Source organism: Nitrosospira sp. Nsp13 (assembly GCF_900101945.1).
Classification (GTDB): Bacteria; Pseudomonadota; Gammaproteobacteria; order Burkholderiales; family Nitrosomonadaceae; genus Nitrosospira; species Nitrosospira multiformis_D.
The window spans coordinates 83449-106220 of the sequence record NZ_FMVD01000012.1; the positions used below are offsets into that span (position 1 = coordinate 83449).

A 22772-nucleotide genomic window follows, 5' to 3' on the forward strand; every position below is an offset into this window, starting at 1 on the left:
AGGTTAGGTTAGGCTAGCCACCCGCTGTCTCTTAAAAGTCGACTTGAACCTGTGTGAGGAAGGAGCTTAAGTCGGCGTTATTAAAGCCGGCGGTACGAGGAATGGGGGATCCGCTTGTGTCCACGTTCAAGACGTAGGTAATGTTGTTCTGGATTTTGACATGCGTATGGGGGTACCAGTTCAAGCCAAACCGGACCATATCCATCTTTCCTCCTCTAACCACCCCGCTATTCAGATTAATATAATCATAGCCTCCGGCGATTTCCCAAGCCCCCCAGCCCGAGCCATTCCATTGAAAATTCTGCTTGGGTTTTATTCGGTTCGCGGCGCCATTTCTAACGTGGTAGGCTTTGGATTCGCCGGTTAAAAAGTAACTGAGAAAACCATAATAGCCGGTAAAATGTTCGCCGTCATAGCCCTGCCCATTTATATTGGTTCGCAAATATTCCGTCTGAGCCGAGAAGGGGCCGTGAACCAGCCAGCCCTCCGCACCGAAGCGGTCATAACTGTCTATTCGGCGCGAGCCCGGTGCGCCCTTATTTCCGATGCTCAGGTTGCCGGTATTCAGCACGTTGGTACGGTCTACATTCGTTCCGGGAAAGGCAAAGAATGCCATTCCACCGCCCCCACCGGTTTGATTGGGCCCTACATTGATCGTGCCATTAGCCAGGTATTGGGTATTGACGTGGGTATGTCCCGCTGAAATACCTACGTGCAAAAATTTGGTTTCATCTTCCATCCACGGTCTTCCCGTTATCCGGCCAATGCCTTCCCAACCTTGATCACCCGAGCCGTTGTTGCGGCTATTATTACCGGCGGCATTGACCGTGGTGGAAGCGGCGGACCAGGCGCCAACCGGCTCGGTCTGAAAAGCGACTCCAAACTGGAAACGCGGCACCGCATAGTTGGCGCCTATGCCGGTTTTATAGGTATTGGGATTGTCAACGAACGAATTAACCGACATGTGACGTTCAATGAATGTAAGAAAGCGATTGCTGGCGGCTTCCTCCAGGCTGAACGGTTCCTTGAATGAGCCGACTTTTACCGAGAATGGCTTGGTGACATTCATCCGCAGGAAAGCATCGGTTATTCCGGACTCCACCGAACCATTACCCCGGCTGAAGTCATACTCGAATTTGTAATCCCAGATCTTGTAAAAAGTACCTTCAACACCAAGACGGGCACGGCGAAGTGTCACGCCGCTATTCAATTCGTTAGGCAGGTTGGCGCCCGTGGCGGGTAAAACGTCATTGATGAAATTATATTGCGAACCCACCTGCATTCGACCATTGATTGCAAACGTAAAATTGCCATCTTTACTTGCAAAATGCGGAGCCCCCTCATGGAATTCAATATGGACTTTTTCGGTTTCCTTGACTCGTTCTTCGAGTGATGCCAGATCACTGGTAAGCCGCGCGCCCATCATTTTGGCTTTCAATTCTATATCCCGGCGCACCGCGGTTAATTCCGCCGCATCGGTTTTGTCCACGGGGATAACCGCCGCTGCACTGCTCGCCGTGTTGTCTGGCACCTTCGCTTGCGCGTCCTGTCTCACAAAAGAACCCATATGGACGCGGCCAGGCCCGGGTTTTGCATAAATTTGTTCAGTTTTGGTATCAACATACAGGTCGATGGCATAGGCCCCGAATGACACACCCGCGCCTAAAATGGCCGCTATCGCTACCGCAAGCTTGGATAACTTCATCTGATTCGCTCTCTTCTCGGTTGTTTATGGAACCAAACCAAGACTAATGGAACCAGATGTAACTTTTATTGCAATTTTGTAACAGTTTTATGACAGGAATGATGCGATGGAACTAGCAGACGCCCAGCCATTATCGGGATTTCGCTCGTGCAGCAAGTCGAATGGATTACCCATGCCGCCATTCCTATTAGCAGCGTCTGCATTCCACTTTTTCCGCCGCCGTGATAGTCTATGTATGGGTTTATTTGAATTATCGAGAAGCTCCCTTAATTTCTTCCAAGACCTCTCACCGTTAAAAAAAGGAATCGTTATGGAAATTCATGTATACGACACTTACGTCAAGGCAAAAGATGGCCACACGATGCATTTTGATGTGTTTACAGCGGTAAAGGATGATAAGAAGGCGGTCGAGTATGCGAAGCAATGGCTGACTTCAATTGGTGAAGATGATGCGACCGTTACCAGCAAAGAATGTAGTTTTTGCCACAGTCAGAGTGCACCCAATAACGTTGCCGATGCAATAAACAAGGACGGTTATTTCATCTACAAGATGGAAGGCTGCAAATAATCCTGATCTCGTATCCAGGAAAAAAATTATGCCGGTGAAAGTGGAAACGGATATTAAAAGACCATGAATGCCTGGCGCGCATTCCCGCCTTTCTCCCCTGCTCGTATCAAAAGCTTTTCAATTTTGGGGTTAATGTTCGTTACTCCACTTTGGGCCAGCGACCTTGTCAAGACTATCGAATACACCAAACCATCGATTGTGGGGGTAGGAACCGTTCAGAGAACACGTTCACCGCCGGTTAGTATCCTGGGCACCGGTTTTGTGCTGGACGATGGTTTTCATGTCATCACCAGTGCTCATGTTATCCCCGAGGTGCTGGACGTCGCGAACAAGGAGTCGTATACGGTGATTACCGGCAAGGGAAAAGAGCCGGAACTCAGAAATGCGATTATTGTTGATGTCGACAAGGAGCATGATCTGGCTTTGCTGAAAATCAGTGGCCCGGCATTACCCGCCATGAAGATCGGGGACGCCAGCGCAGTCCGGGAGGGGCAGACTCTGATTTTCACGGGATTTCCGATTGGGATGATTCTGGGATTTTATCCCGTCACGCATCGCGCCATGGTTTCCTCGATTACGCCCATTGTATTGCCCGCGCACAATTCAAGGCAACTCAATGCAAAATTGATCGGGCAGCTACAAAAATCCGCTTATGCGGTCTTTCAGCTCGATGGCACCGCCTATCCGGGTAGCAGCGGGAGCCCTCTCTACGACCCCGCAACCGGGCTTGTATACGGTGTTGTCAACATGGTATTTGTAAAGGGGAAGAAAGAAGCGGCGCTCAGCAATCCAAGTGGCATAACCTACGCTATTCCCGGAAACTACATTCTTGAATTGTTGCGGCGCAAACAGTAATAAATGGAAAATCCGAGCTTAATCCGCAAGGCGCTTTTATAATTAATCTGACCGGCGTAATCTCGATCCGCCGGTTATCAAAATCTCCGGCATAAGGTACGATATCATTGTGTCGAAAGCGTTAAAGACCGTCTTGTCGATTGGACAAGAATAACTGGAAGCTGACTGCGAAAAAATGGAACTGGCTTAACTGCCTTTATAGCGATGATAACGATGAATGAGCGGGGAGGAGAATCCATGCAAACGGTTACTGTGGCAATCGCCGATACGGATCCGGGAAGACGCGCAAAACTGGAACATTCCCTGCAAGGCGGGCAAGGCATAAAGGTGCTTAAAAATACTATACTGGATGAAAGCGATGCGTCCGCAAACCCTCAACTTGAGTCTCATGCAGGTATGACATCAGTTGAAGAAGTGGTTGCAAAAATCCGTCAGCTCAACCCCCGTATTCTTTTTATCAATTTTGACCAGTTGACCGAGGACAACTTCGCCCTGTTAGGGACCTTGCAGCGCGAATGTCCTGAAACGCTTGTAGTATTATTAACCGATAAATCGGCCCAGGACGAGCAGATTCTACAGGCGCTGGCTAATGGTGCACGCGGTTGTCTGAACCATGAAGCGGATCCGCTTTACTTCTTAAAGGCGGTGCGTGTCGTTGATCAAGGCGAGATCTGGGTGACCCGCAAAATGCTTGGTAAAATCATGGACAAGGTACTGCACTAATCATGAACATTGATGGGAGACATACTTGATCTTGCTAGCGAGCCCATCTCAGGATGACCTGTTTCGCTGGGAGCAGGGCGTACGTGGTCTTGCTCCTGTTTTCTGCTCAACCAATCTGGACTCGGTCAGGAGTGAATTGGTGCGGATAAAGCCGCAAGTTCTCCTGCTTGATCATGATTTACCTAAGCTGGATGGGCCGAACGGGATTTCGGGTCTGATGAAATTGAATCCGGAAACCAAAGTGATTGTTTTAAGTCATGTCATTTCTGATGAGATCGAATGGGGGTTATTCAGGACGGGTATAAGAGGCTGTTGTAGAGGTGACATTGAGCCGGGGCAGCTTAAAAGCGTGGTTGAAGCTGTCCAGCAAGGTGAATTATGGATTCGGCGTACACTCAGCTGGCATCTCCTGAACGAACTGGTGGTGATTACGCAGGAGAAGAACAAAATCAAGCAAGCTGTCAGCGATTTGCTTGCAAATCTTACGCGGCGTGAATATGAAATCGCCACGCTTGTCGGGGACGGCGAATCCAACAAACAAATTGCACGACGGCTGGATATTACCGAGCGTACGGTGAAGGCGCATTTGACCGAAGTTTTTCGTAAGCTGGACGTTGCTGATCGGCTCAAGCTCGCATTAATTGTGAAGGGCTCCATGCCACCTCGGGATTCGACAAGTATAGGACACTGATCCCGGTTTTTCATTTCCGGACATATCCAAGTATTCAGCTGTTCAAATATCCGAAACTTTTTTAGTTTAAACTGTTTTTTTCCCGCCGTCCGGCGAATTGTATTGAGCGTCACCCATTCCCGATCATCGCTCGATAACACTTATCCAGTCCTTGATCGGCGTACTAAAGTCCAATTGTTCTTGCCGACGAAATTGATATGATGCGGATACGGTCGGTCGCAACGAGGGCTGCTCCTTAAAGGATCATTCAGTATGGAGTATCTAATATGGATGACTTATCCCGAAATCGAAGTGTGCTTATTTGTAGCTGACGTAATGCTTGAAAATGCGCAATAGGGGAAGCAGATGATCATTGCAGCAACTTATCCGCCCGATTGCATAAGCGATGTGATGGGTGCGTTAAACAATTTTTTCCGAGGAAAAAATTCGCATGGGCTTACATAGCAGGGTATGCATTAATCACTCTTTTGCGTGATTGGCGGGCACGTCAGCAACAAATGCAAGAATTTTAGGATCGACTATTCCACAGATTGAAGAGTTGAATCTCACGCATGTGCCTGCTAGCAGGCCATACGCCGGGTACTTCATTTTGCGGCTCACCGATAAGAATACCAGAATGTGGCAGGGGTGCCTTATTTGTCTGCAAGGTACCAGGAGGGGCCCAAAATTGTTTCGTATTTATAATCATTACGTTTCCAGAACTACAGTCTTGCTTGTCAGTACAGAGGTTTTTGTGCTGATGGTGGTGTTTTACCTGGGTACCGGCCTTCGGTTCTTTAGTCAAATCGACTTGCTGCCTTTCTCCCTCTCTTCCTTGTTTCCAGTGGCCGGTACTTTCACTTCCGTCATGATTCTGAGCATGGCGGCAATGGGAATGTATCAACTGGATTCCCGGCTGGATATCAAAGACACTTTATTCCGTCTCATGCCGTCGATGCTGCTGGGATTTGGAATCATGACTTTGATTTTTTATCTGCTGCCCGATCTTTATTCCGGTCGCGGCATACTCGGGCTGGTGATGCTACTTGCGTTGTCCGGGATTCTTCTGACACGAGCGGCGTTTCTTAAATGGTCCAGCCTGGGAATTCTGGAGTCGCGGGCCATCGTGCTCGGCATCGGTAATAAGGCAAAGGAGTTCATCAGCCAAATCAAAAAAGATCCTCACCGCGGGGGATTCAAAATCATCGGTTTTGTTCCGCTGCAGGATGAAGATCTCCAGGTGCCATCCTCCTCGGTCTTGCCGAAGGTTGAGCCTTTGATATCCTTGGCTAACCGATACGGTGCGAGCGAAATCATCATCGCGATTCAGGAGCGGCGTGGCGGCTGCTTTCCTATCCAGGATTTGCTGGAATGCAAGTTGAACGGGATCAAAGTGACAGACTCAGCGGCTTTTTTTGAGCGCGAGCATGGCCAGATTCGAGTAAATTCTCTTTACCCGAGCTGGCTGGTTTTTGGCGGAGGGTTCGATCAGAGCCCTCTTAGATCGGGCATCAAGCGAGCTTTCGATTTGATCGCAAGCGGGATCCTTCTGGTCATTACGTTACCTGTAATGCTGGTTACCGCCCTATGTATTCTGATTGAGGATGGTGCTCCTATTTTTTACCGGCAGGAGAGGGTCGGCAAAGGAGGGAGAACTTTCATGGTTCTAAAGTTTCGCAGTATGAGAAATGACGCGGAGAAGAGTGGAAAACCCCAATGGGCGGCTGCAGACGATCCTCGAACAACCCGGGTGGGCAGGATTATCCGGAAGCTGAGAATTGATGAGCTTCCTCAGATATTCAACGTTTTGAATGGCGAGATGAGTTTTGTCGGTCCACGTCTGGAAAGACCCTATTTTGTGAATCAGCTCTGCACGGAAGTTCCTTATTACAATGTAAGACACAGCATTAAGCCGGGGATAACCGGATGGGCTCAAGTTCGCTATGGGTATGGCGCCTCGCTGGAAGATGCCATAGAAAAGCTTCAGTATGATCTGTACTATGTGAAGAACCACAGTTTGTTCCTTGATATCATTATCTTGATAGATACCATTGAGGTTGTGGTTCTCGGCAAGGGCGGGAGATGATTCCCGGACGCGGCAACAAGCCATGCTGACCACTATCGCGACAGCCAGTTACACAATGTCCGCTGCGGCATATTTTTTTCTGGCTGTGCTTTTGTTAACTCGCTGGCGGGGCCGGTTACACGGAATCATACTACCCGTCGCGTGCCTCTTTTCCGCTCTTTGGGCGGCAACGCTTGCTTATCAGGCCAATCAGCCGCCTTCCCTTTCACTTCTGACAGATATTGTGGAGATCCTCAGAAACGCGGGCTGGACTGCTTTTCTGATAGTACTGCTGGGACCTTATCGGCAGGTAGAATCCTCCTCCATTATTTCAAGGATCAGGCCGGCCATAGCGGTTATCGTAGTGCTTTACCTGGCGTGCCTCGCCGTGGCTCTCTACGCTCACGGAGACTTCAATCTTTCGTCGCATCAAACCATCGATTTTAATAATAGCATTGCTGGAAGCGTGGCAATGGCAATCGTTGGCATGATCCTGGTGGAACAGCTTTATAGAAATACCCCGATAAAACAGCGATGGGGAATAAAGTTCGCCTGCCTCGGAATCGGCGGAATTTTTGTCTATGATTTTTATCTATACAGCGATGCATTGCTGCTCAAACATGTGAACCCCGAGATCTGGACGGCGCGTGGCATCGTCAACGCATTGGTTGTTCCGCTGATTGCCGTGTCGGCTGCGCGGAATCCACAATGGTCATTGGGCATCACGGTATCGCGCCGTATTCTGTTCTATTCAGTGGCGCTGTTTGGCGCTGCCGCCTATTTACTGGCGATGGCTGCCGCCGGTTACTACCTTCGTTTTTTTGGTGGAAGCTGGGGCACGGTCATGCAGGTCACTTTCTTGTTTGGTGCTGTGGTCCTGTTGTTGCTCGTGATGTTCTCCGGTACCTTACGCTCCTGGCTCAGGGTCTTCATCAGTAAACATTTTTTCAGCTATAACTACGACTATCGGGAGGAATGGCTACATTTTACGCGTACGCTTTCGAGGGGTGAGCATGCGCTGGGTGAGCGTGTCATCCAGGCCCTGGCCCAATTGGTGGAAAGTCCTGGCGGTGGCTTGTGGATCAGCCGGGAATCCGGCGATTGCGAACCTGTGGCTCATTGGAATATGCCCATGGCGGGAGGGCTTGAACCTATTAATAGTTCATTCTGCAAGTTTCTGGAACAGAAGGAATGGGTCATCGAATTACAGGAATATGCGACTAATCCGGAAAAATACTTGGCAATCACCTTGCCTCAATGGTTACAGGCCATTCCCAAAGCACGGCTGGTAGTACCGCTAATTCAGCACCGGAAATTACTTGGCTTTGTCGTGCTGGCTGAACCGAGAAGTAGCGTTAAGCTGAACTGGGAAGTGAGCGATCTGCTTAAGGTTGCCGGTAATCAGGCGGCAAGTTATCTTGCACAACACGAGGCGGCCAACGCGTTGCTGGTGGCGCGTCAATTTGAATCCTTTAATCGCATGTCAACCTTTGTGGTGCATGACTTGAAGAATCTGGTTTCCCAGTTATCGCTCTTGCTTTCCAATGCTGAAAAACATAAAAAAAATCCGGAATTTCAGAAGGATATGCTCGAAACGGTATATTTATCCGTGCAGAAAATGAAGCGCCTTCTAGAAAAATTAAGTAGTGGTGATTCCTCGGAGAAAGCCGCCCCGCTGTTTATTGCCGGGTTATTGCAAGAGGCGGCAAAGAGTAAATCCACTACCGAACCCAAGCCAATTCTTGAAATACTGGATTCCAGCGTGGCGGTATATGCCAACTCGTCGCGTCTTGAACGAGTCATAGGCCATCTCATACAGAACGCAATTGAGGCTACCCCGCGAGACGGCGAGGTTCGGGTTCGGCTCAGAAGAGAAAAAGGTTTTGCGATAGTTGAAATAAAGGACACAGGACACGGTATGAGCGAAGAGTTCATTCGCGAGAAGCTTTTCAAGCCTTTCGAGACGACCAAGTCAGCAGGCATGGGGATAGGAGTGTTTGAAAGTAAGGAGTATGTGTCTGAACTGGGAGGAGAACTTGAGGTTGTCAGTAGTGAATCAGGGGGCACTATTTTCCGTGTAATCCTGCCTCTTCATCAAAACGACCGTGCGGCTGAAGTCATTAGGTAAGATCAACTTTTATTCAATTTCCGGTGTTTAAGTTGAAACTGGATAACTTCTGGTGGCAGCAAAGGTGAGTTTTCCCATGACTGTCAATTCTGGAAAAGCGATGGTATTGCGTGGCTTCTCTGCGGATAGGCGCTCCGAAATTATGGCAAGATTGAATTCATGCAATGAAGTCCGAAAATGAACGAACGAGAGGCGCGAGTGAGTCAGGATAAAAGGAGTTTGCTGGTGATCGAGGATGATCCCGGTTTGCAGAAACAGCTCCGCTGGAGCTTTGATGGCTATGAAGTATTGGTGGCGGGAGATCGTGAAAGTGCGCTTGCGCTGGTTCGACGGCATGAGCCAGCGGTTGTCACCATGGATTTGGGACTTCCCCCCGACCCGGATGGGGCATCCGAAGGATTGGCTACGCTAAAACAGATACTTGAGCTTGCGCCGGACACCAAGTTGATTGTTCTTACGGGTAATCAGGATCATGGGAATGCGTTAAAAGCGATTGGTCTGGGCGCTTACGATTTTCACCAAAAACCTTTCGACCCCGAGATGCTGGGCCTGGTAGTCGAAAGAGCTTTCTATCTGTATGCATTGCAGCAGGAGAATCGAAGGTTATTGCAGATTCAGACAAATTTACCCATAAATGGCATTATCACCCGTGATCCGGGGATGATTAAAGTATGCCGCAATGTGGAGAAAGTGGCTTCATCGGACGCTACGGCAATCCTGCTGGGCGAGAGCGGAACGGGAAAGGAAATTCTGGCAAGAGCTCTTCACCATTCGAGTGCCAGGCAGGGGAAACGTTTCATGGCCATCAATTGCGCGGCGATCCCCGAAGCACTTTTAGAAAGTGAATTATTCGGCTATGAAAAAGGCGCTTATACGGGCGCAGCCAAGCTGACGCTGGGTAAGATCGAGCTTGCCAACGAGGGCACTTTCTTTCTTGATGAGGTGGGTGATCTGCCCATGTCGCTTCAGGCAAAACTTCTTCGTTTCTTGCAGGAGAGAGTGATTGAAAGAGTTGGCGGACGAAAAGAGATCCCGGTGGACGTGCGTATCGTATGTGCAACGCACCAGAACTTGAAGAAATTGATAGAGGAAGGGCGCTTTCGTGAAGATCTTTATTATCGCCTGAGTGAAATCGTCATTACCATTCCTCCTCTGCGGGAGCGAGTGGGTGACGCCGCGTTGCTGGCGCATCACTTCAAGAATAAATTCTCGGTTCAGGAAAAACGCCCCTCATTGAATTTCAGCCAAGAGGCGCTCGCCGCGATTGAAGGCCATCCGTGGCCAGGCAATGTCCGAGAAATGGAGAACTGCATCAAGCGTGCCGTTATCATGGCCGATGGTCCCGTGATAAACGCGGAAGATCTCGGGCTGCAGGCTTCAATTACTCCGATGGAACCCATTAACCTGCGCCAGATCCGTGAAAAGGCGGAATGTGATGCCTTGATGAAAGCGCTGGCAAGAGTGGATGGCAACGTTGTCAAGGCGGCGGAATTATTAGGTGTCAGCCGTCCCACCATTTATGATCTAATGAACCGCTACGGGTTAAAGTAAGCAAGCTTCCCCTGATCAGTAATCCTAGATTCGGCAGTTGGTCGCTTAATTTTCACTCATTTTGTCAAGCTCGGCGCTATGATATACAAATACTATTTGCATCACGTGCCATTCACCTTTATGGTGGGTTCGCTCCAGGCCGAGTTTCAAGATTTTTGCGGCATATGGCGCATTGTTCGCAATGCCCTGGAATGGGATAACCCTATTCCACGTCGTTGCGCCTTGCCCGGCAACCTCAAAAATCGTACCTTCCACCTGCCCGGCTACCGGATTTAATATAATTTGTTCCCCATCACTATTTGATAGACAGGCTTTTTTCAATGGCAGATCTTGTTCATAAGCTCATTTTTAAGTCCGCAGATCACTTTTCTGACAGCGAAGCGCTGGTTTATCACGGTACGCGGATAGACTATGCGGCTCTGGCCAGGACGATCGACTCGGCTGGTAAGGCTATGCTTGCTTTGGGACTTGATCGAGGGGAACGCGTCGCGGTTTATCTTGAGAAACGCCCGGAAACAGTTGCCGCGCTGTTCGGTGCCGCGGCCGCTGGAGGTGTTTTCGTACCCGTGAACCCTCTTCTTAAGCCGGAACAGGTGGCCTATATCCTGCGCGACTGCAATGTAAGAATCCTGATCACGTCGGCCGACCGGCTGAGATTGCTTGCCGCGGCTCTATCGCAGTGCCATGATCTGCATACCGTGATGGTGGTCAACGCAGGGGCGATTGCGCCGGCTATCGCCGGCTTGAATGTCATATCCTGGGATGATGCCCTCACTGTCGGCGGGCATGGCAAGGCGCATCACAGTATCGATAGTGATATGGCTGCGATTCTTTATACTTCCGGCAGTACCGGCAAACCAAAGGGTGTGGTCCTCTCCCATCGCAACCTGGTAGCCGGGGCGGCGAGTGTGGCTCAGTACCTGAGAAATGATCCCGATGACCGGATCCTGTCAGTACTGCCGCTGAGTTTTGACTACGGGCTGAGTCAACTGACCACCGCTTTTCATGTAGGCGCGACGAGCGTTCTGATGAATTATCTGTTGCCGCGGGATATCATAGAGATTGTCGAGAGGGAGCGTATCACGGGCCTCGCCGCGGTGCCCCCCTTGTGGATTCAACTGGCCCAGTTGAATTGGCCAGCGAACATTTTGTTACGCTATATTACGAATTCGGGCGGAGCAATGCCGCGAGCGACTCTTGATTTGCTGCGCAGCAAAGTTTCCAATACCAAGGTATTTCTGATGTATGGCCTCACCGAGGCGTTCCGTTCGACCTTTCTACCTCCGGAGGAAGTGGATAGGCGCCCCGATTCCATCGGTAAGGCCATACCCAATGCCGAAGTGCTGGTACTACGCGAAGATGGCTCGCTGTGCGCGGCTGGAGAGCCAGGGGAGTTGGTGCATCGTGGAGCCCTGGTTTCCATGGGATACTGGAATGACCGGGAAAAGACCGCCGAGCGTTTTAAACCCGTCCCTTCCCGTCAGTCCGGGCTGCCCATTCCGGAATTGGCGGTATGGTCGGGAGATACGGTGCGCATGGATGAAGAAGGCTTTCTTTATTTCATTGGCCGCCGTGATGAAATGATCAAGACATCGGGTTATCGTGTCAGTCCCACGGAAGTGGAAGAAGTGATCTATGCTACGGAACTCGTGGGAGAAGCTGCCGCCATTGGAATTCCTCATCCAGTGCTGGGTCAGGCCATCGTTCTGGTCGTAACGTCGCGAAACGATGCAACGCTGGACCACGATGCATTGCTGGCGGCCTGCAAACTTCATCTTCCCGCTTTCATGCTGCCCAGCCGGATCGAGTCCAGGGAAGGTAATTTACCGCGCAATCCCAACGGCAAGATAGACCGTAAACTACTCGCTCAGACGTTACAAAATGCTTTTATGGAAAACGGCGCATGAGTAATACCCGTCCAAAGCATGCTCCCGTGACGCAGTTTCCAATTCATGATAACTGCCTCCAGATTGGGGGCATGTCCCTTACACGTCTGGCGCAACGGGTGGGCAGGACACCTTTCTATGCGTATGACCGGCAGCGAATTACTGAACGGGTTGCTTTCCTGCGTCAGCATCTGCCTGCCGAGATTCACCTTCACTATGCCATGAAGGCAAATCCCATGCCTGCAATCGTACAGCACATGGCGAGCCTGGTGGATGGAATTGATGTGGCCTCGGCAGGTGAGATGAGGGTTGCGCTTGATACGCCCCTGCCGCCGCATCTGATCAGTTTTGCGGGGCCGGGAAAGGGCGATGGTGAGCTCTCTTGCGCGATTGCCGCGGGCATTGTCCTGAATATGGAGTCCGAGCAGGAAATGGAACGTATTGCGAGTCTGGGCGCTCAACTCGGCATCCGTCCGAAAGTGGCGGTTCGCGTCAATCCTGATTTCGAGCTCAAGTCCTCCAGCATGAAGATGGGTGGAGGACCCAAGCAGTTCGGTGTGGATGCGGAGCGCGTCCCCGCCATGCTCACCCGGCTCGGTAAACTTGAACTTGATTTCGAAGGATTTCATATCTTCAGCGGTTCGCAAAACTTGAAAGTGGCGGCCATCCAGGAGTCTCATGAAAAAACCTTCCAGCTGGGTATTTCTCTGGCTCGGTATGCGCCCGCCCCGGTTCGTCTGCTGAACATCGGCGGCGGCTTTGGTATTCCTTATTTTCCCGGCGACGAGGCTTTAGATGTCGCAGCGGTGGGCAAGAACTTGCGGCGTCTGCTACCCGAAGTAAAACGGCAACTTCCCGAGGCACACATCGTAATCGAACTGGGGCGATATCTGGTTGCAGAGGCCGGTATCTATGTGTGCCGTGTGCTGGAGCGCAAGGAGTCGAGAGGACAAGTATTCCTGGTGACGGATGGAGGGTTGCATCATCACCTCGCCGCCTCGGGTAATTTTGGCCAGGTAATCCGCAAAAATTACCCGGTTGTTGTCGGTAACAAGGTGCACGGTAATGAACGTGAAATTGTCTCGGTGGTGGGTCCGCTCTGCACCCCGCTGGATCTCTTGGCGGATCAGATGGAAATGTCCAAGGCCGAGATGGGGGACCTGATGGTTGTCTTTCAATCAGGCGCCTACGGCCTGACCGCAAGCCCTACCGCATTCCTCAGCCATCCCGCACCCATTGAAGTGTTGGTCTAGGCTGCTAAGCTGTCCGTAATAAAATGTTTACCCATCTGGAAGAGAATGCATGTTGTATGCCGTGGCCGCAGGTGCGGCATCAAATAATCATTAACCAAAAATAATGGAACGGTAATGCTGAGGAAAATGAGGGGATTATTTTGAGTGGGTTGTGTGGCTGGATAGGCTACGGCACCCACATCAATGAGAACTTGCAGCTTGTCCAGCGAATGGCTGGACCGCTGACCCGTTTTGATGGCGGCGAGGCTCGAACATTGGCCGGGGGGAATAGCGCCCTGGCGGTTGCTGCAACTGGCGATGGCGCGCAGGTTTATCAGAAGGAAGGGCTTCTCGTGGCAATATGGGGACGAGCCGGCTTTAACGACCCCCGTCTGAACCAGCTTGTGCGTACCGATGGCATGGCAAAAATCCTGGCTGACAACTGGCGGGAAAAAGGAGAGAAAGTCTTAGAGAGTCTGACAGGGGCATTTTCCCTTTGTATCCTGCATGAAAGGGAAAATGAAGCCATTGTAGCCATAGACCGCATGGGTATTCACCCGCTTTCCTTCCAGATCTCAGGTGGATGCCTGGTGTTCGGTTCATCGGCGGATACCATCATTTTGCATCCGCAAATAAAGTCCGAAATTTCTCCGCAGGGCATCTATAACTATGTTTATTTTCACATGGTGCCCGGTCCCGGGACGATTTATCAGGAACAAAAGCGTCTTTTGCCTGGTGAATACCTGGTCTACCGAAAGGGGCGCATAGAGACTCATAAATACTGGGAAATGCGATTTCTTGAGGATGAGAAGCGTCCCTTTCAGGAACTTAAGCAGGATTTTCTGACTGTATTGCGCTCAAGCGTGCGGGAGGCAATTGGAGACGAGGAAGCCGGAGCTTTTCTAAGCGGTGGGACCGACAGTTCGACGATCGCCGGAATACTGGGAGAAGTCAGCGGCCAGCCAGCCCGGACTTACTCCATTGGTTTCGATGCCTCGGGTTATGACGAAATGGAGTACGCGCGTATTGCGGCGCGGCATTTCTCCACCCGGCATAAAGAATACTATGTCACTCCCGATGACATCGTGACTGCTATTCCGCAGGTTGCCGCGATTTTTGATCAGCCTTTCGGTAATTCCTCCGCCATACCCGCTTTCTATTGCGCGCGTATGGCTAAAGAAGACGGTCTGAGCCGAATACTGGGTGGCGACGGGGGAGATGAGTTATTCGGCGGCAATGTGCGCTACGCTAAACAATATCTTTTTTCCCTTTATGAACAAGTGCCTTCAGTGATGCGCAAGGGAGTGGTCGAGCCGCTGGTTTTTGGCATGCCCGGCGGAGCTGCCCTGCCTCTGGTGCGCAAGGCCCGCAGTTACATCGAGCAGGCATCAATTGCGATGCCGGCGCGCACAGAAACTTATAACCTGCTGGAGCGTTATGGTCATGGGGAAGTCTTTACCCGGGAGTTCCTGGATACTGTCAATGCAGGCTATCCCGCTAGCCTCCTGGATGAAGTCTATCATCAGAGCGATGCTAACAGCCTGATAAACCGCATGCTTGCTTTTGATCGCAAGTTCACGCTCGCCGACAATGATTTGCCTAAAGTGGCAAAAGCTTGCGAATTGGCGGGAATAGACGTGGGGTTCCCTCTTATCAGCGACGAGATTACCGCGTTCTCTTTACGACTTGAGCCCCAGCTTAAGCTTAAAGGTACGAAGTTACGTTATTTCTTCAAGGAAGCGTTGCGAGGGTTTCTGCCGGAAGAAATTATCGCCAAGCAAAAACATGGTTTCGGCTTGCCCTTCGGTGTGTGGCTCCAACATCACAAACCATTGCAGGCCCTGGCTTCCGATAGTTTAAGTGACCTCAAGTTACGAAATGTCATACGCGCCGATTTTATCGACAAGCTGCTTGGATATCATCTGGATGAGCATGCAGGTTATCACGGCACCATGGTTTGGGTCTTAATGATGCTGGAGCAGTGGTACCGGCAGCGGCAAATTCACAAACAGTCATAGCTATTACTTTTCATCCAAATCCTTAGTTTGACACCCGTTGGTTGAGCTTCCGGCGTCCTGCCATTACGTGGACTGTAGCCTGCGCCGGCAGCGTCCCATGTATTCGGGAGCCAGCACCGGTCGCCGCCATACTCCTTGGTGAACTTGGGAACTCATTCAGCGTCTCCCGAATAATTGCCAGCGTTAGCCTCAATTCAGCCGTGCGAGGGGCACCTCTGTTTTGCGCTTACTGATATGTCTTGGGAATACCGGCATGGATCCAAGGCCGAAGGAAAAAATTCCGTGCTTCAGGGGAAAATGCTGTCTATCATGTAGGAAACCTGCGATTCACCATAAGGCATTCATATGATTCTGATGACACCCATGTAGTGGGTAAGGAGACTCATGAGAGATCCATGCTGTCGATCAACGGCTTTATTTACTACGTCAAGTTCATCAACAGGCAACTGACGTGACTGAGGTTGCTCTGATACTCGTTTGCAAGCGACCGGCATCAGGCATCGCGAAGCAACGGCTCGCCGCAAGCTTGGGGAGGGAGGCGGCGACGCGAATCGCCGAAGCACTCCTCGCCTGTGCGCTGGAGGATGCGGGCGATTGGGCCGGTCCGGTGGTTATTGCCCCGGCGCATCCTTCGGATCATGCCTGGGCGGATACGCTTTTGCCGCGGTCGCGACAGAGCGTGCGCATACAGCCGCAAGCGGCGGGTAACCTGGGACAACGGCTGAACATTCTGGATCGCGAATTGCGCGGTATGGGACTCGAACAACTGGTTTATATCGGCAGTGATGCACCCGCGCTTATGGCGTCCGATTATGCCGCAGTCAACGAAGCCTTGCCTTTCCATGACAGCGTGCTGATACCAGCGGACGACGGCGGCGTGGTGCTGATGGCAAGCCGCCATGAGTGGCCGATGCTGGGTGGTTTGCCGTGGAGCACTGCCCGCCTGGGTACAGCACTGGCAGATTGTTGCCGTGCGGCGGGGCAGTCCGTTGCTATCCTTGGGCGTAGTTTCGATGTGGACGAACACGACGATCTTGTTCGATTGGCGGTGGCGCTGAGGACGGATCAACGTCCGGCACGGCGTATATTGCACGCGTTGGCTTGTGATTTCGTCCAACAAGGCCAACAGAGAGAAGCGAACCATGTCGAGTTTTAGTGCGATCATCCCCTGCTACCACGACGAGGCGAAACTGGGCGATCTGCTCAACCAGCTGCAGAGCCTGCCACATCGGCCGCTGGAAACCGTGGTGGTGGATGGCGCCGACAACAAGGCATGCCGCAAAGTGTGCGATCAATATGGCGCACGCTGGCTGGCGGGCGAACCCTGCCGGGGGCGGCAACTACTGGCGGGAGCGGCGCTGGCCCAAGGTGACGTACTATGGTTTTTGCACGCTGACAACCGCTTGCCACCCGATCCGGTGATGGCAATGGACCTCGCTATCAAGCGTGGCGCAGTGGGAGGTTATTTTCGATTTCGATTCGATTCTCCTCGCGCCTGGCCAGCATTCCTGCTGGAACCGGCTATCGCATTCCGTTGCCGGTTTGGTGTTCCTTATGGGGACCAAGGGCTATTCATGACACGTCAGGCCTATGCCGGTGCTGGCGGCCATTCGCCCTGGCCCTTGTTCGAAGAGGTATCCCTGGTGCGCGGGTTGCGTCGCCTGGGGGGCTTTTTACCCTTGCGTGAGCCGCTCTTTGTCGATCCGCGCCGCTGGCATCGCGATGGCTGGTGGCGTCGTACCTGGGTAAATCGCAATCTGGCGCTGGCCTTTGCGTGCGGCGCCGCACCTGATCAACTTGCAGCTCGCTACCGCTCTACAACGACCTGATTTCCATCACGAGGCGATTACCATGCATGACATTGTCCAACGATATTACGGCGAAACCCTGACCAGTTCGCATGATCTCCAGACCAGCGCCTGCAAGCCCGACGCGGGCTTGCCCGATTATGTGAAGCCGATACTGGCGCAGGTGCACAATGAGGTGCTGACGCGCTACTACGGCTGCGGTTTGGTGCTCCCCGAATTTCTGGAAGGTCTGACCATACTCGATCTGGGTTGCGGCGCGGGTCGTGATGTCTACATGATATCCAAACTGGTGGGGGAGCGTGGCAAGGTAATTGGCGTGGATATGACTGAAGAGCAGCTGACAATCGCACGCCGGCATGAGGAATATCATCGCAAGGCGTTTGGTCATGCCGCCGGTAATGTGCTTTTTCTGCATGGCTATATCGAGCGCCTGTGCGAGCTCGAGCTGGCGGATAGCAGTGTGGACGTCATCGTGTCCAATTGCGTGATCAACCTTGCGCCCGACAAGGCGGCGGTGTTACGCGAAGCCTGGCGTGTCCTCAAGCCAGGTGGTGAACTGTATTTTTCCGATATTTATACCGATCGTCGCGTACCCGAGGGGCTTACCCGCGACCCGGTACTCTACGGCGAATGCTTGAGTGGAGCGCTCTACTGGAATGACTTTAACCAGCTTTCCCGTGAGCAGGGCTTTGCCGATCCGCGCCTGGTGGATGATCGTAAAATTACCATTGGCAAAGCGGAACTGGCGGCGCGCACCGGGAACATCCGCTTCTATTCCGCTACCTACCGGTTATTCAAGCTGGACAATCTTGAGCCGGCCTGCGAAGACTATGGCCAGTCGGTGGTTTATCGCGGCACGATACCGCATCATCCCCACTTGTTTGTATTGGACAAGCACCACCGCATAGAAACCGGAAAGCATTTCCCGGTCTGTGGCAACACCTGGCGCATGCTGCACGATACCCGGTTTGCTGAACATTTTGAGTTCTACGGTAACTTTGAGCGGCACTATGGCATTTTCGCCGGCTGCGGTATAGGACTGCCCTATAACGACACCGCAAACGATGCCGAAAATAATCGTACGGGCGGATGTTGCTAGCAGTAAACCATGAAAGTCATTCCCACCAGCGCCGCACAGCCCGGCCGGTCTGAATACTGGCAGCGTACACCAGGCGATGAACCGCGCGGTTTCATCCAGCCGCATGCGCTGGAGGAATTGTGGTTTCACACGGGTACCGCCTGTAACCTCGCCTGCCCTTTCTGTCTTGAAGGCTCAAGACCGGGAGATGATCGCTTGCAGCTGTTGCGGCTTGACGACGCCATCCCGTTTGTGGACGAGGCGTTCGATCTTGGTGTCAAGCAATTTTCCTTCACTGGGGGCGAACCTTTCATCAATAAGGACATAATAGGTATTCTCGATTACGCATTGATGCATCGGCCTTGCCTGGTGCTGACCAACGCAACCGAACCGTTACTCAAGCGTCTGCAACAATTGGAATCATTACGTGAGCGGCCGCATGCGCTGAGCTTCCGCATTAGCCTGGATTATCCTGACGCCGCACGGCATGACGCGGGGCGCGGCAAGGGAATGTTTGCAAGCGCGCTGGAGGGCTTACGAAAACTTCATGACATGGGGTTCCGGGTATCGGTGGCGAACCAGCTCTTGTCTGGCATTGCGCCAGATGTGGCTACGGCGCGTTTTGCCGGCATTTTTCGCGCTGCTGGTTTACCCGAGGATCTGCCGCGTATCGAATTCCCCGAATTTCACCCGCCTGGCGCGCGCGTGACCCCTCCACAAATTACTGAACACTGTATGACGGCCTTCCAGACCGAGGAGACACGGCGCTCATTCATGTGTGCATTCAGCAAGATGGTGGCAAAGAGTGGCGGCCGGATGCGGGTTTATGCATGCACCCTGGTTGATGACGATCCGGATTACATCCTCGGTGAAACGTTGACGGAAGCTCTGCAAATACCTGTGAGCATGAAGCACCATCGCTGCCATAGCTGTTTCAAATATGGCGCCACCTGTAGCGAAATGAAAACGGGAAAATGAATTGCTGTCCGCGAATTTTGATTTTCAGAGACGCCCAAGATGAAACATTGGTGGTTACTCATCGTGCTGGTGCTATTGGCCGGATTGTTCTTTGCCTTTGATCTCCAACGGTTTCTCAGTCTCGAAATGCTCAAGAGCAGCCGGGATGAATTGCAACAAGCCTTTCAGGTGCGGCCATTGCAGGTTATTGGCCTCTATACCGCAGCTTATATTGTCATAACCTCGCTTTCCCTGCCCGGTGCAACGTTGATGACGTTGGCCGGCGGTGCTATCTTCGGGCCGTGGGTGGGGATTCCAGTGGCAGTCATCTCCGCCAGTATCGGTGCAACCGTGGCTTTCTGGACGGCACGTTATCTTTTTCGCGACGCCGTGCATCAGCGCTTCGGCGGCCATATGGCTGCAATCAATGCCGGCATTGAGCGTGACGGCGCATTTTACCTCTTCACCTTGCGTCTGGTACCGGTATTTCCTTTTTTCGTGATCAATCTCCTGATGGGGCTGACCGTCATCCGGAGCGGCACATTCTTCTGGGTCAGCCTATTAGGGATGCTTGCTGGCACCGCGGTTTATGCTAACGCCGGGACCCAGTTGGGCACGCTCACAAGTTTGTCCGGCATTTTGTCGCCATCGCTAATCGGATCGTTTATTCTGCTGGCTGCCTTCCCGTGGCTGGCACGGCTGGGGCTGGAGCGTGTCAAGGAGAGCAGAGTGCACGGACATTGGTCCAGGTCGTCCAGGCCAAGCCGATTCGACCGCAATCTGGTGGTTATCGGGGCTGGTGCGGCGGGCTTGGTAACCTCATACATAGCAGCCAGCACGCGCGCCAAGGTGACATTGATCGAAAGCTACAAGATGGGGGGCGACTGTCTCAATTTCGGGTGTGTACCTTCCAAGTCACTGATTCGTTCGGCCAGCTTTCTGCGACAGGCTCGGCACGCCAAAGACCTTGGCATCGCCAGTGTAACCGTCGACTACAATTTCGGCGACGTGATGGCGCGCGTGCATCGAATCATCAGCACGGTTGAGCCGCATGATTCAGTGGAGCGCTATACGGAACTGGGGGTGGAAGTCATTCATGGCAATGCGCGCATTACTTCGCCCTGGACGGTGGAGGTCAATGGACAGACCATAACCACTTGCGCTATCGTTATCGCCACCGGCGCCTCTCCCGCTATCCCCTCGATTCCGGGGTTGGAGCAGGTGCGCTATTATACGTCCGACACTATCTGGTCACTTACTGAACGCCCGGAGCAGCTCGTCGTGCTAGGAGGAGGACCGGTTGGCTGCGAGTTGGCGCAGGCGTTTGCACGCCTTGACTGTCAGGTCACGCAAGTGGTGAGAACGGGTTTGATGGAGCGTGAAGATGCGGATGCCGCTGCGCTGATTGAAGCGGCGTTGTGCGCCGATGGCGTGCGTGTACTGACGCAAACCGAGGCTATTCGTTGTGAGCGCGACTCCGGTCAGCAATGCTTGATGGTGCGTTACCAGGACGGAACCGAAGAAATGCTTCCGTTTGATGCCATGCTGTGCGCAGTGGGAAGAACTGCCCGGACCGAGGGTTTTGGACTGGAGGAATTGGGAATTCCAATTTCACCCAAGCGTACCATTGAAACGGATGCGTGGCTGCAGACGCTTTATCCCAACATCTACGCTTGCGGCGATGTGGTCGGGCCATACCAGTTCACCCATGTTGCGGCGCACCAGGGCTGGTATGCATCGGTGAATGCGCTGTTTGGCGCCGTGAAACGCTTTAAGGTGGATTACTCAGTGATTCCCCGGACCACGTTTACCAGCCCGGAAGTTGCCCGGGTTGGGTTATCGGAGGATGAAGCGAAGAAGCTGGGTATTTCCTATGAGGTGACACGCTATGGACTGGAGGACCTTGACCGCGCTATTGCCGATGAAGCGGCACATGGCTTTGTCAAGGTGCTCAGCGTGCCGGGTAAAGATCGCATTTTAGGTGTGACCATTGTTTGCGAGCACGCCAGTGACCTACTGGCAGAATTCGTGCTGGCGATGAAACATGGTCTCGGCCTCAACAAAATACTCAGCACGATCCATACTTATCCGACTTGGTCGGAGGCCAACAAATACGCCGCAGGCGAATGGAGGCGTGCACATGTGCCACGTCGCCTGCTTGATTGGGTGGAAAAATATCACACTTGGCGGCGAGGTTAGCAGGAGGGGCATGAAAATATTGTCAACAACGCAGTATGCGATGTTAGCAGCGGCGTTACTACTGGGATCTGGCTGGAGCCTGTCTGGTAATGCCGCTTCACAAAAACTGGTTTTGACCGGTGCCAGCACGATTGCCCCGTTAGCGGGAGAGATCGCCCGGCGCTTCGAGTTACTGCATCCCGGCCTGCGAGTCGATGTGCAGACCGGTGGTTCCGCGCGTGGCATTAGCGATGCCCGCAACGGACTTGCCAGCATTGGCATGGTATCCCGTGCTTTGAAACCGGAAGAGTATGATCTTCATGTGCATACGATTGCGTGGGATGGCGTCGGAATTATCCTGCACGCGAACAACCCGATCACCGCGCTAAGCCGGCAGCAGCTTATCGATATTTATACCGGAAAAATCACCACATGGAAGACTGTAGGTGGGTGGGATGCACCCATCACCGTGGTCAACAAAGCCGAGGGACGCTCAGCACTTGAGCTGTTTTTGAGCTATTTGAAATTAAGGAACAGGGATATCAAGCCGCAAGTGATCATCGGTGACAATGCACAGGGAATAAAGACCGTGGCAGGCAATCCGAATGCCATCAGCTATGTTTCAATAGGTGCGGCCGAATATGAAATAATGCGTGGCACGGCGATTAAGCTATTGCCGCTGGACGGCATTGCGGCTACGGTGGCTAATGTACGTAAGGGTACTTTCCCTTTGTCGCGGCCGCTCAATCTGGTAACGCGAGAAGTACCGAGAGGGTTGATTCGGGATTTTATAGAATTTGCCCGTTCGGAGCCGGTATATGGTCTGGTCGAAGCACAATATTTCGTTCCCGTCAGCATGCGCTGACTGGTACCGCCGCGCCGCATCGTTAACTATGCGGCATTTTTTTGGGTCAAGGGGCATGCCGGATGCCTGGTCGAATTTGGTCATCGCCGGCAGATTCTTAATCGCCTGCCCACGAACTTACTGCCGCTTACGTCAATGGAGCGAGAAGGTAACGGGGATGAAAAACCCTTTTGTCGTCATGCCCATACGAGGATAATTTAGCATGGACAGGTATATGTTAAAGCTGTATAGTTGCCGAGCCTTCGCTCTTTAGGGCATCTCTAAGAATTCGAAACTTGCCGCAATGGGTTGTTGCTCCTCGGTTGTCAAATGAGAATATTTCCTGCCTGCCGGACAGGTGCGGCAAGATGTTGTGTGCGCCGCATACGGGAACTTGTGGCCAGCGGTGGAGAGTCTGCCCGGGAATCGAGTTTTTAGAGATGCTCTTCAGAAAAGGATGGGATGTTAGCCATTGAATGCCGGGCGGAAAGAAATGGCGCATGCAT

The 22772-nt window shown here is 52.4% G+C and carries 19 protein-coding genes; 16 read left to right on the forward strand and 3 right to left on the reverse strand.

Features of this window, described 5'->3' with window-relative positions:
• Positions 1-31: 31 nt before the first annotated feature.
• A complete protein-coding gene (locus BLO43_RS13220) occupies positions 32-1705 on the reverse strand; it encodes an OprO/OprP family phosphate-selective porin (protein WP_090907452.1) in 1674 nt (557 codons plus the stop codon).
• A gap of 106 nt (positions 1706-1811) precedes the next feature.
• Here BLO43_RS13220 and BLO43_RS17110 point away from each other — a divergent pair, with 106 nt between their 5' ends.
• From BLO43_RS17110 to prsR, 7 genes are all read left to right on the forward strand, one after another.
• A complete protein-coding gene (locus tag BLO43_RS17110) occupies positions 1812-2273 on the forward strand; it encodes a DUF2024 family protein (RefSeq protein WP_254773468.1) in 462 nt (153 codons plus the stop codon).
• 63 nt (positions 2274-2336) lie between these two features.
• Positions 2337-3128 (forward strand): S1 family peptidase, encoded by a 792-nt coding sequence (locus BLO43_RS13230; protein WP_090907453.1) that lies wholly within the window; start codon positions 2337-2339, stop codon positions 3126-3128.
• A 237-nt stretch (positions 3129-3365) separates the two neighbouring features.
• Positions 3366-3851: an ANTAR domain-containing protein gene (locus BLO43_RS13235; RefSeq protein WP_254773469.1), complete on the forward strand. Its 486-nt coding sequence runs from the start codon at positions 3366-3368 to the stop codon at positions 3849-3851.
• 25 nt (positions 3852-3876) lie between these two features.
• Positions 3877-4542, forward strand: coding sequence for a response regulator transcription factor (locus BLO43_RS13240; protein WP_074630761.1), 666 nt, complete (start codon positions 3877-3879; stop codon positions 4540-4542).
• Between the two features lie 709 nt (positions 4543-5251).
• The gene (locus tag BLO43_RS13245) at positions 5252-6607 is read left to right on the forward strand and encodes a TIGR03013 family XrtA/PEP-CTERM system glycosyltransferase (protein WP_254773470.1); all 1356 of its coding nucleotides are present in this window, start codon (positions 5252-5254) and stop codon (positions 6605-6607) included.
• 22 nt (positions 6608-6629) lie between these two features.
• Positions 6630-8714: an XrtA/PEP-CTERM system histidine kinase PrsK gene (prsK, locus tag BLO43_RS13250; RefSeq protein ID WP_090907456.1), complete on the forward strand. Its 2085-nt coding sequence runs from the start codon at positions 6630-6632 to the stop codon at positions 8712-8714.
• A gap of 198 nt (positions 8715-8912) precedes the next feature.
• A complete protein-coding gene (gene prsR / locus BLO43_RS13255; RefSeq protein ID WP_090907473.1) occupies positions 8913-10265 on the forward strand; it encodes a PEP-CTERM-box response regulator transcription factor in 1353 nt (450 codons plus the stop codon).
• A gap of 45 nt (positions 10266-10310) precedes the next feature.
• On the opposite strand, the gene BLO43_RS13260 is transcribed toward prsR, so the two are convergent.
• Positions 10311-10586 carry a hypothetical protein gene (locus BLO43_RS13260; RefSeq protein WP_090907457.1) on the reverse strand — a complete coding sequence of 92 codons (276 nt, stop codon included), beginning with the start codon at positions 10584-10586 and terminating at the stop codon, positions 10311-10313.
• On the opposite strand from BLO43_RS13260, the gene BLO43_RS13265 reads away from it, so the two are divergent.
• From BLO43_RS13265 to BLO43_RS13305, 9 genes are all read left to right on the forward strand, one after another.
• On the forward strand, positions 10586-12172 hold the full coding sequence (locus tag BLO43_RS13265; RefSeq protein ID WP_090907458.1) for an acyl-CoA ligase (AMP-forming), exosortase A system-associated: 1587 nt from the start codon (positions 10586-10588) through the stop codon (positions 12170-12172). The two genes, BLO43_RS13260 and BLO43_RS13265, sit on opposite strands and share 1 nt — an antisense overlap.
• Positions 12169-13404, forward strand: coding sequence for a pyridoxal-dependent decarboxylase, exosortase A system-associated (locus BLO43_RS13270; protein ID WP_090907459.1), 1236 nt, complete (start codon positions 12169-12171; stop codon positions 13402-13404). Before BLO43_RS13265 ends, BLO43_RS13270 begins: the two co-directional genes overlap by 4 nt.
• Before the next feature lie 140 nt (positions 13405-13544).
• Complete coding sequence (locus BLO43_RS13275; RefSeq protein WP_090907460.1) at positions 13545-15401, forward strand: asparagine synthetase B family protein; 1857 nt, start codon at positions 13545-13547, stop codon at positions 15399-15401.
• Positions 15402-15852: 451 nt separating this feature from the next.
• Positions 15853-16557, forward strand: coding sequence for a TIGR04282 family arsenosugar biosynthesis glycosyltransferase (locus tag BLO43_RS13280; protein WP_090907461.1), 705 nt, complete (start codon positions 15853-15855; stop codon positions 16555-16557).
• Positions 16544-17230 carry a TIGR04283 family arsenosugar biosynthesis glycosyltransferase gene (locus BLO43_RS13285; protein WP_090907462.1) on the forward strand — a complete coding sequence of 229 codons (687 nt, stop codon included), beginning with the start codon at positions 16544-16546 and terminating at the stop codon, positions 17228-17230. The genes BLO43_RS13280 and BLO43_RS13285 overlap by 14 nt, the downstream gene beginning before the upstream one ends.
• A 22-nt stretch (positions 17231-17252) precedes the next feature.
• Positions 17253-18308 carry a methyltransferase domain-containing protein gene (locus BLO43_RS13290; RefSeq protein ID WP_090907463.1) on the forward strand — a complete coding sequence of 352 codons (1056 nt, stop codon included), beginning with the start codon at positions 17253-17255 and terminating at the stop codon, positions 18306-18308.
• 9 nt (positions 18309-18317) lie between these two features.
• A complete protein-coding gene (locus tag BLO43_RS13295) occupies positions 18318-19265 on the forward strand; it encodes a radical SAM protein (RefSeq protein WP_090907464.1) in 948 nt (315 codons plus the stop codon).
• A 39-nt stretch (positions 19266-19304) separates the two neighbouring features.
• The gene (locus tag BLO43_RS13300) at positions 19305-21443 is read left to right on the forward strand and encodes an FAD-dependent oxidoreductase (protein WP_090907465.1); all 2139 of its coding nucleotides are present in this window, start codon (positions 19305-19307) and stop codon (positions 21441-21443) included.
• A 10-nt stretch (positions 21444-21453) separates the two neighbouring features.
• Positions 21454-22287 (forward strand): phosphate ABC transporter substrate-binding protein, encoded by an 834-nt coding sequence (locus BLO43_RS13305; RefSeq protein WP_217628072.1) that lies wholly within the window; start codon positions 21454-21456, stop codon positions 22285-22287.
• 217 nt (positions 22288-22504) lie between these two features.
• Here the strand turns inward: BLO43_RS13305 and BLO43_RS16940 are convergent.
• Positions 22505-22772: hypothetical protein (locus tag BLO43_RS16940; RefSeq protein ID WP_217628073.1), on the reverse strand; the 268-nt coding region annotated here is incomplete at its 5' end.

Coding starts and splice junctions, on each gene's coding strand:
- BLO43_RS13220 (WP_090907452.1), bottom strand. CDS start 1,705: ATGAAGTTATCCAAGCTTGCGGTAGCGATAGCGGCCATTTTAGGCGCG.
- BLO43_RS17110 (WP_254773468.1), top strand. CDS start 1,812: ATGGAACTAGCAGACGCCCAGCCATTATCGGGATTTCGCTCGTGCAGC.
- BLO43_RS13230 (WP_090907453.1), top strand. CDS start 2,337: ATGAATGCCTGGCGCGCATTCCCGCCTTTCTCCCCTGCTCGTATCAAA.
- BLO43_RS13235 (WP_254773469.1), top strand. CDS start 3,366: ATGCAAACGGTTACTGTGGCAATCGCCGATACGGATCCGGGAAGACGC.
- prsK (WP_090907456.1), top strand. CDS start 6,630: ATGCTGACCACTATCGCGACAGCCAGTTACACAATGTCCGCTGCGGCA.
- BLO43_RS13265 (WP_090907458.1), top strand. CDS start 10,586: ATGGCAGATCTTGTTCATAAGCTCATTTTTAAGTCCGCAGATCACTTT.
- BLO43_RS13270 (WP_090907459.1), top strand. CDS start 12,169: ATGAGTAATACCCGTCCAAAGCATGCTCCCGTGACGCAGTTTCCAATT.
- BLO43_RS13285 (WP_090907462.1), top strand. CDS start 16,544: ATGTCGAGTTTTAGTGCGATCATCCCCTGCTACCACGACGAGGCGAAA.
- BLO43_RS13290 (WP_090907463.1), top strand. CDS start 17,253: ATGCATGACATTGTCCAACGATATTACGGCGAAACCCTGACCAGTTCG.
- BLO43_RS13295 (WP_090907464.1), top strand. CDS start 18,318: ATGAAAGTCATTCCCACCAGCGCCGCACAGCCCGGCCGGTCTGAATAC.
- BLO43_RS13300 (WP_090907465.1), top strand. CDS start 19,305: ATGAAACATTGGTGGTTACTCATCGTGCTGGTGCTATTGGCCGGATTG.
- BLO43_RS13305 (WP_217628072.1), top strand. CDS start 21,454: ATGAAAATATTGTCAACAACGCAGTATGCGATGTTAGCAGCGGCGTTA.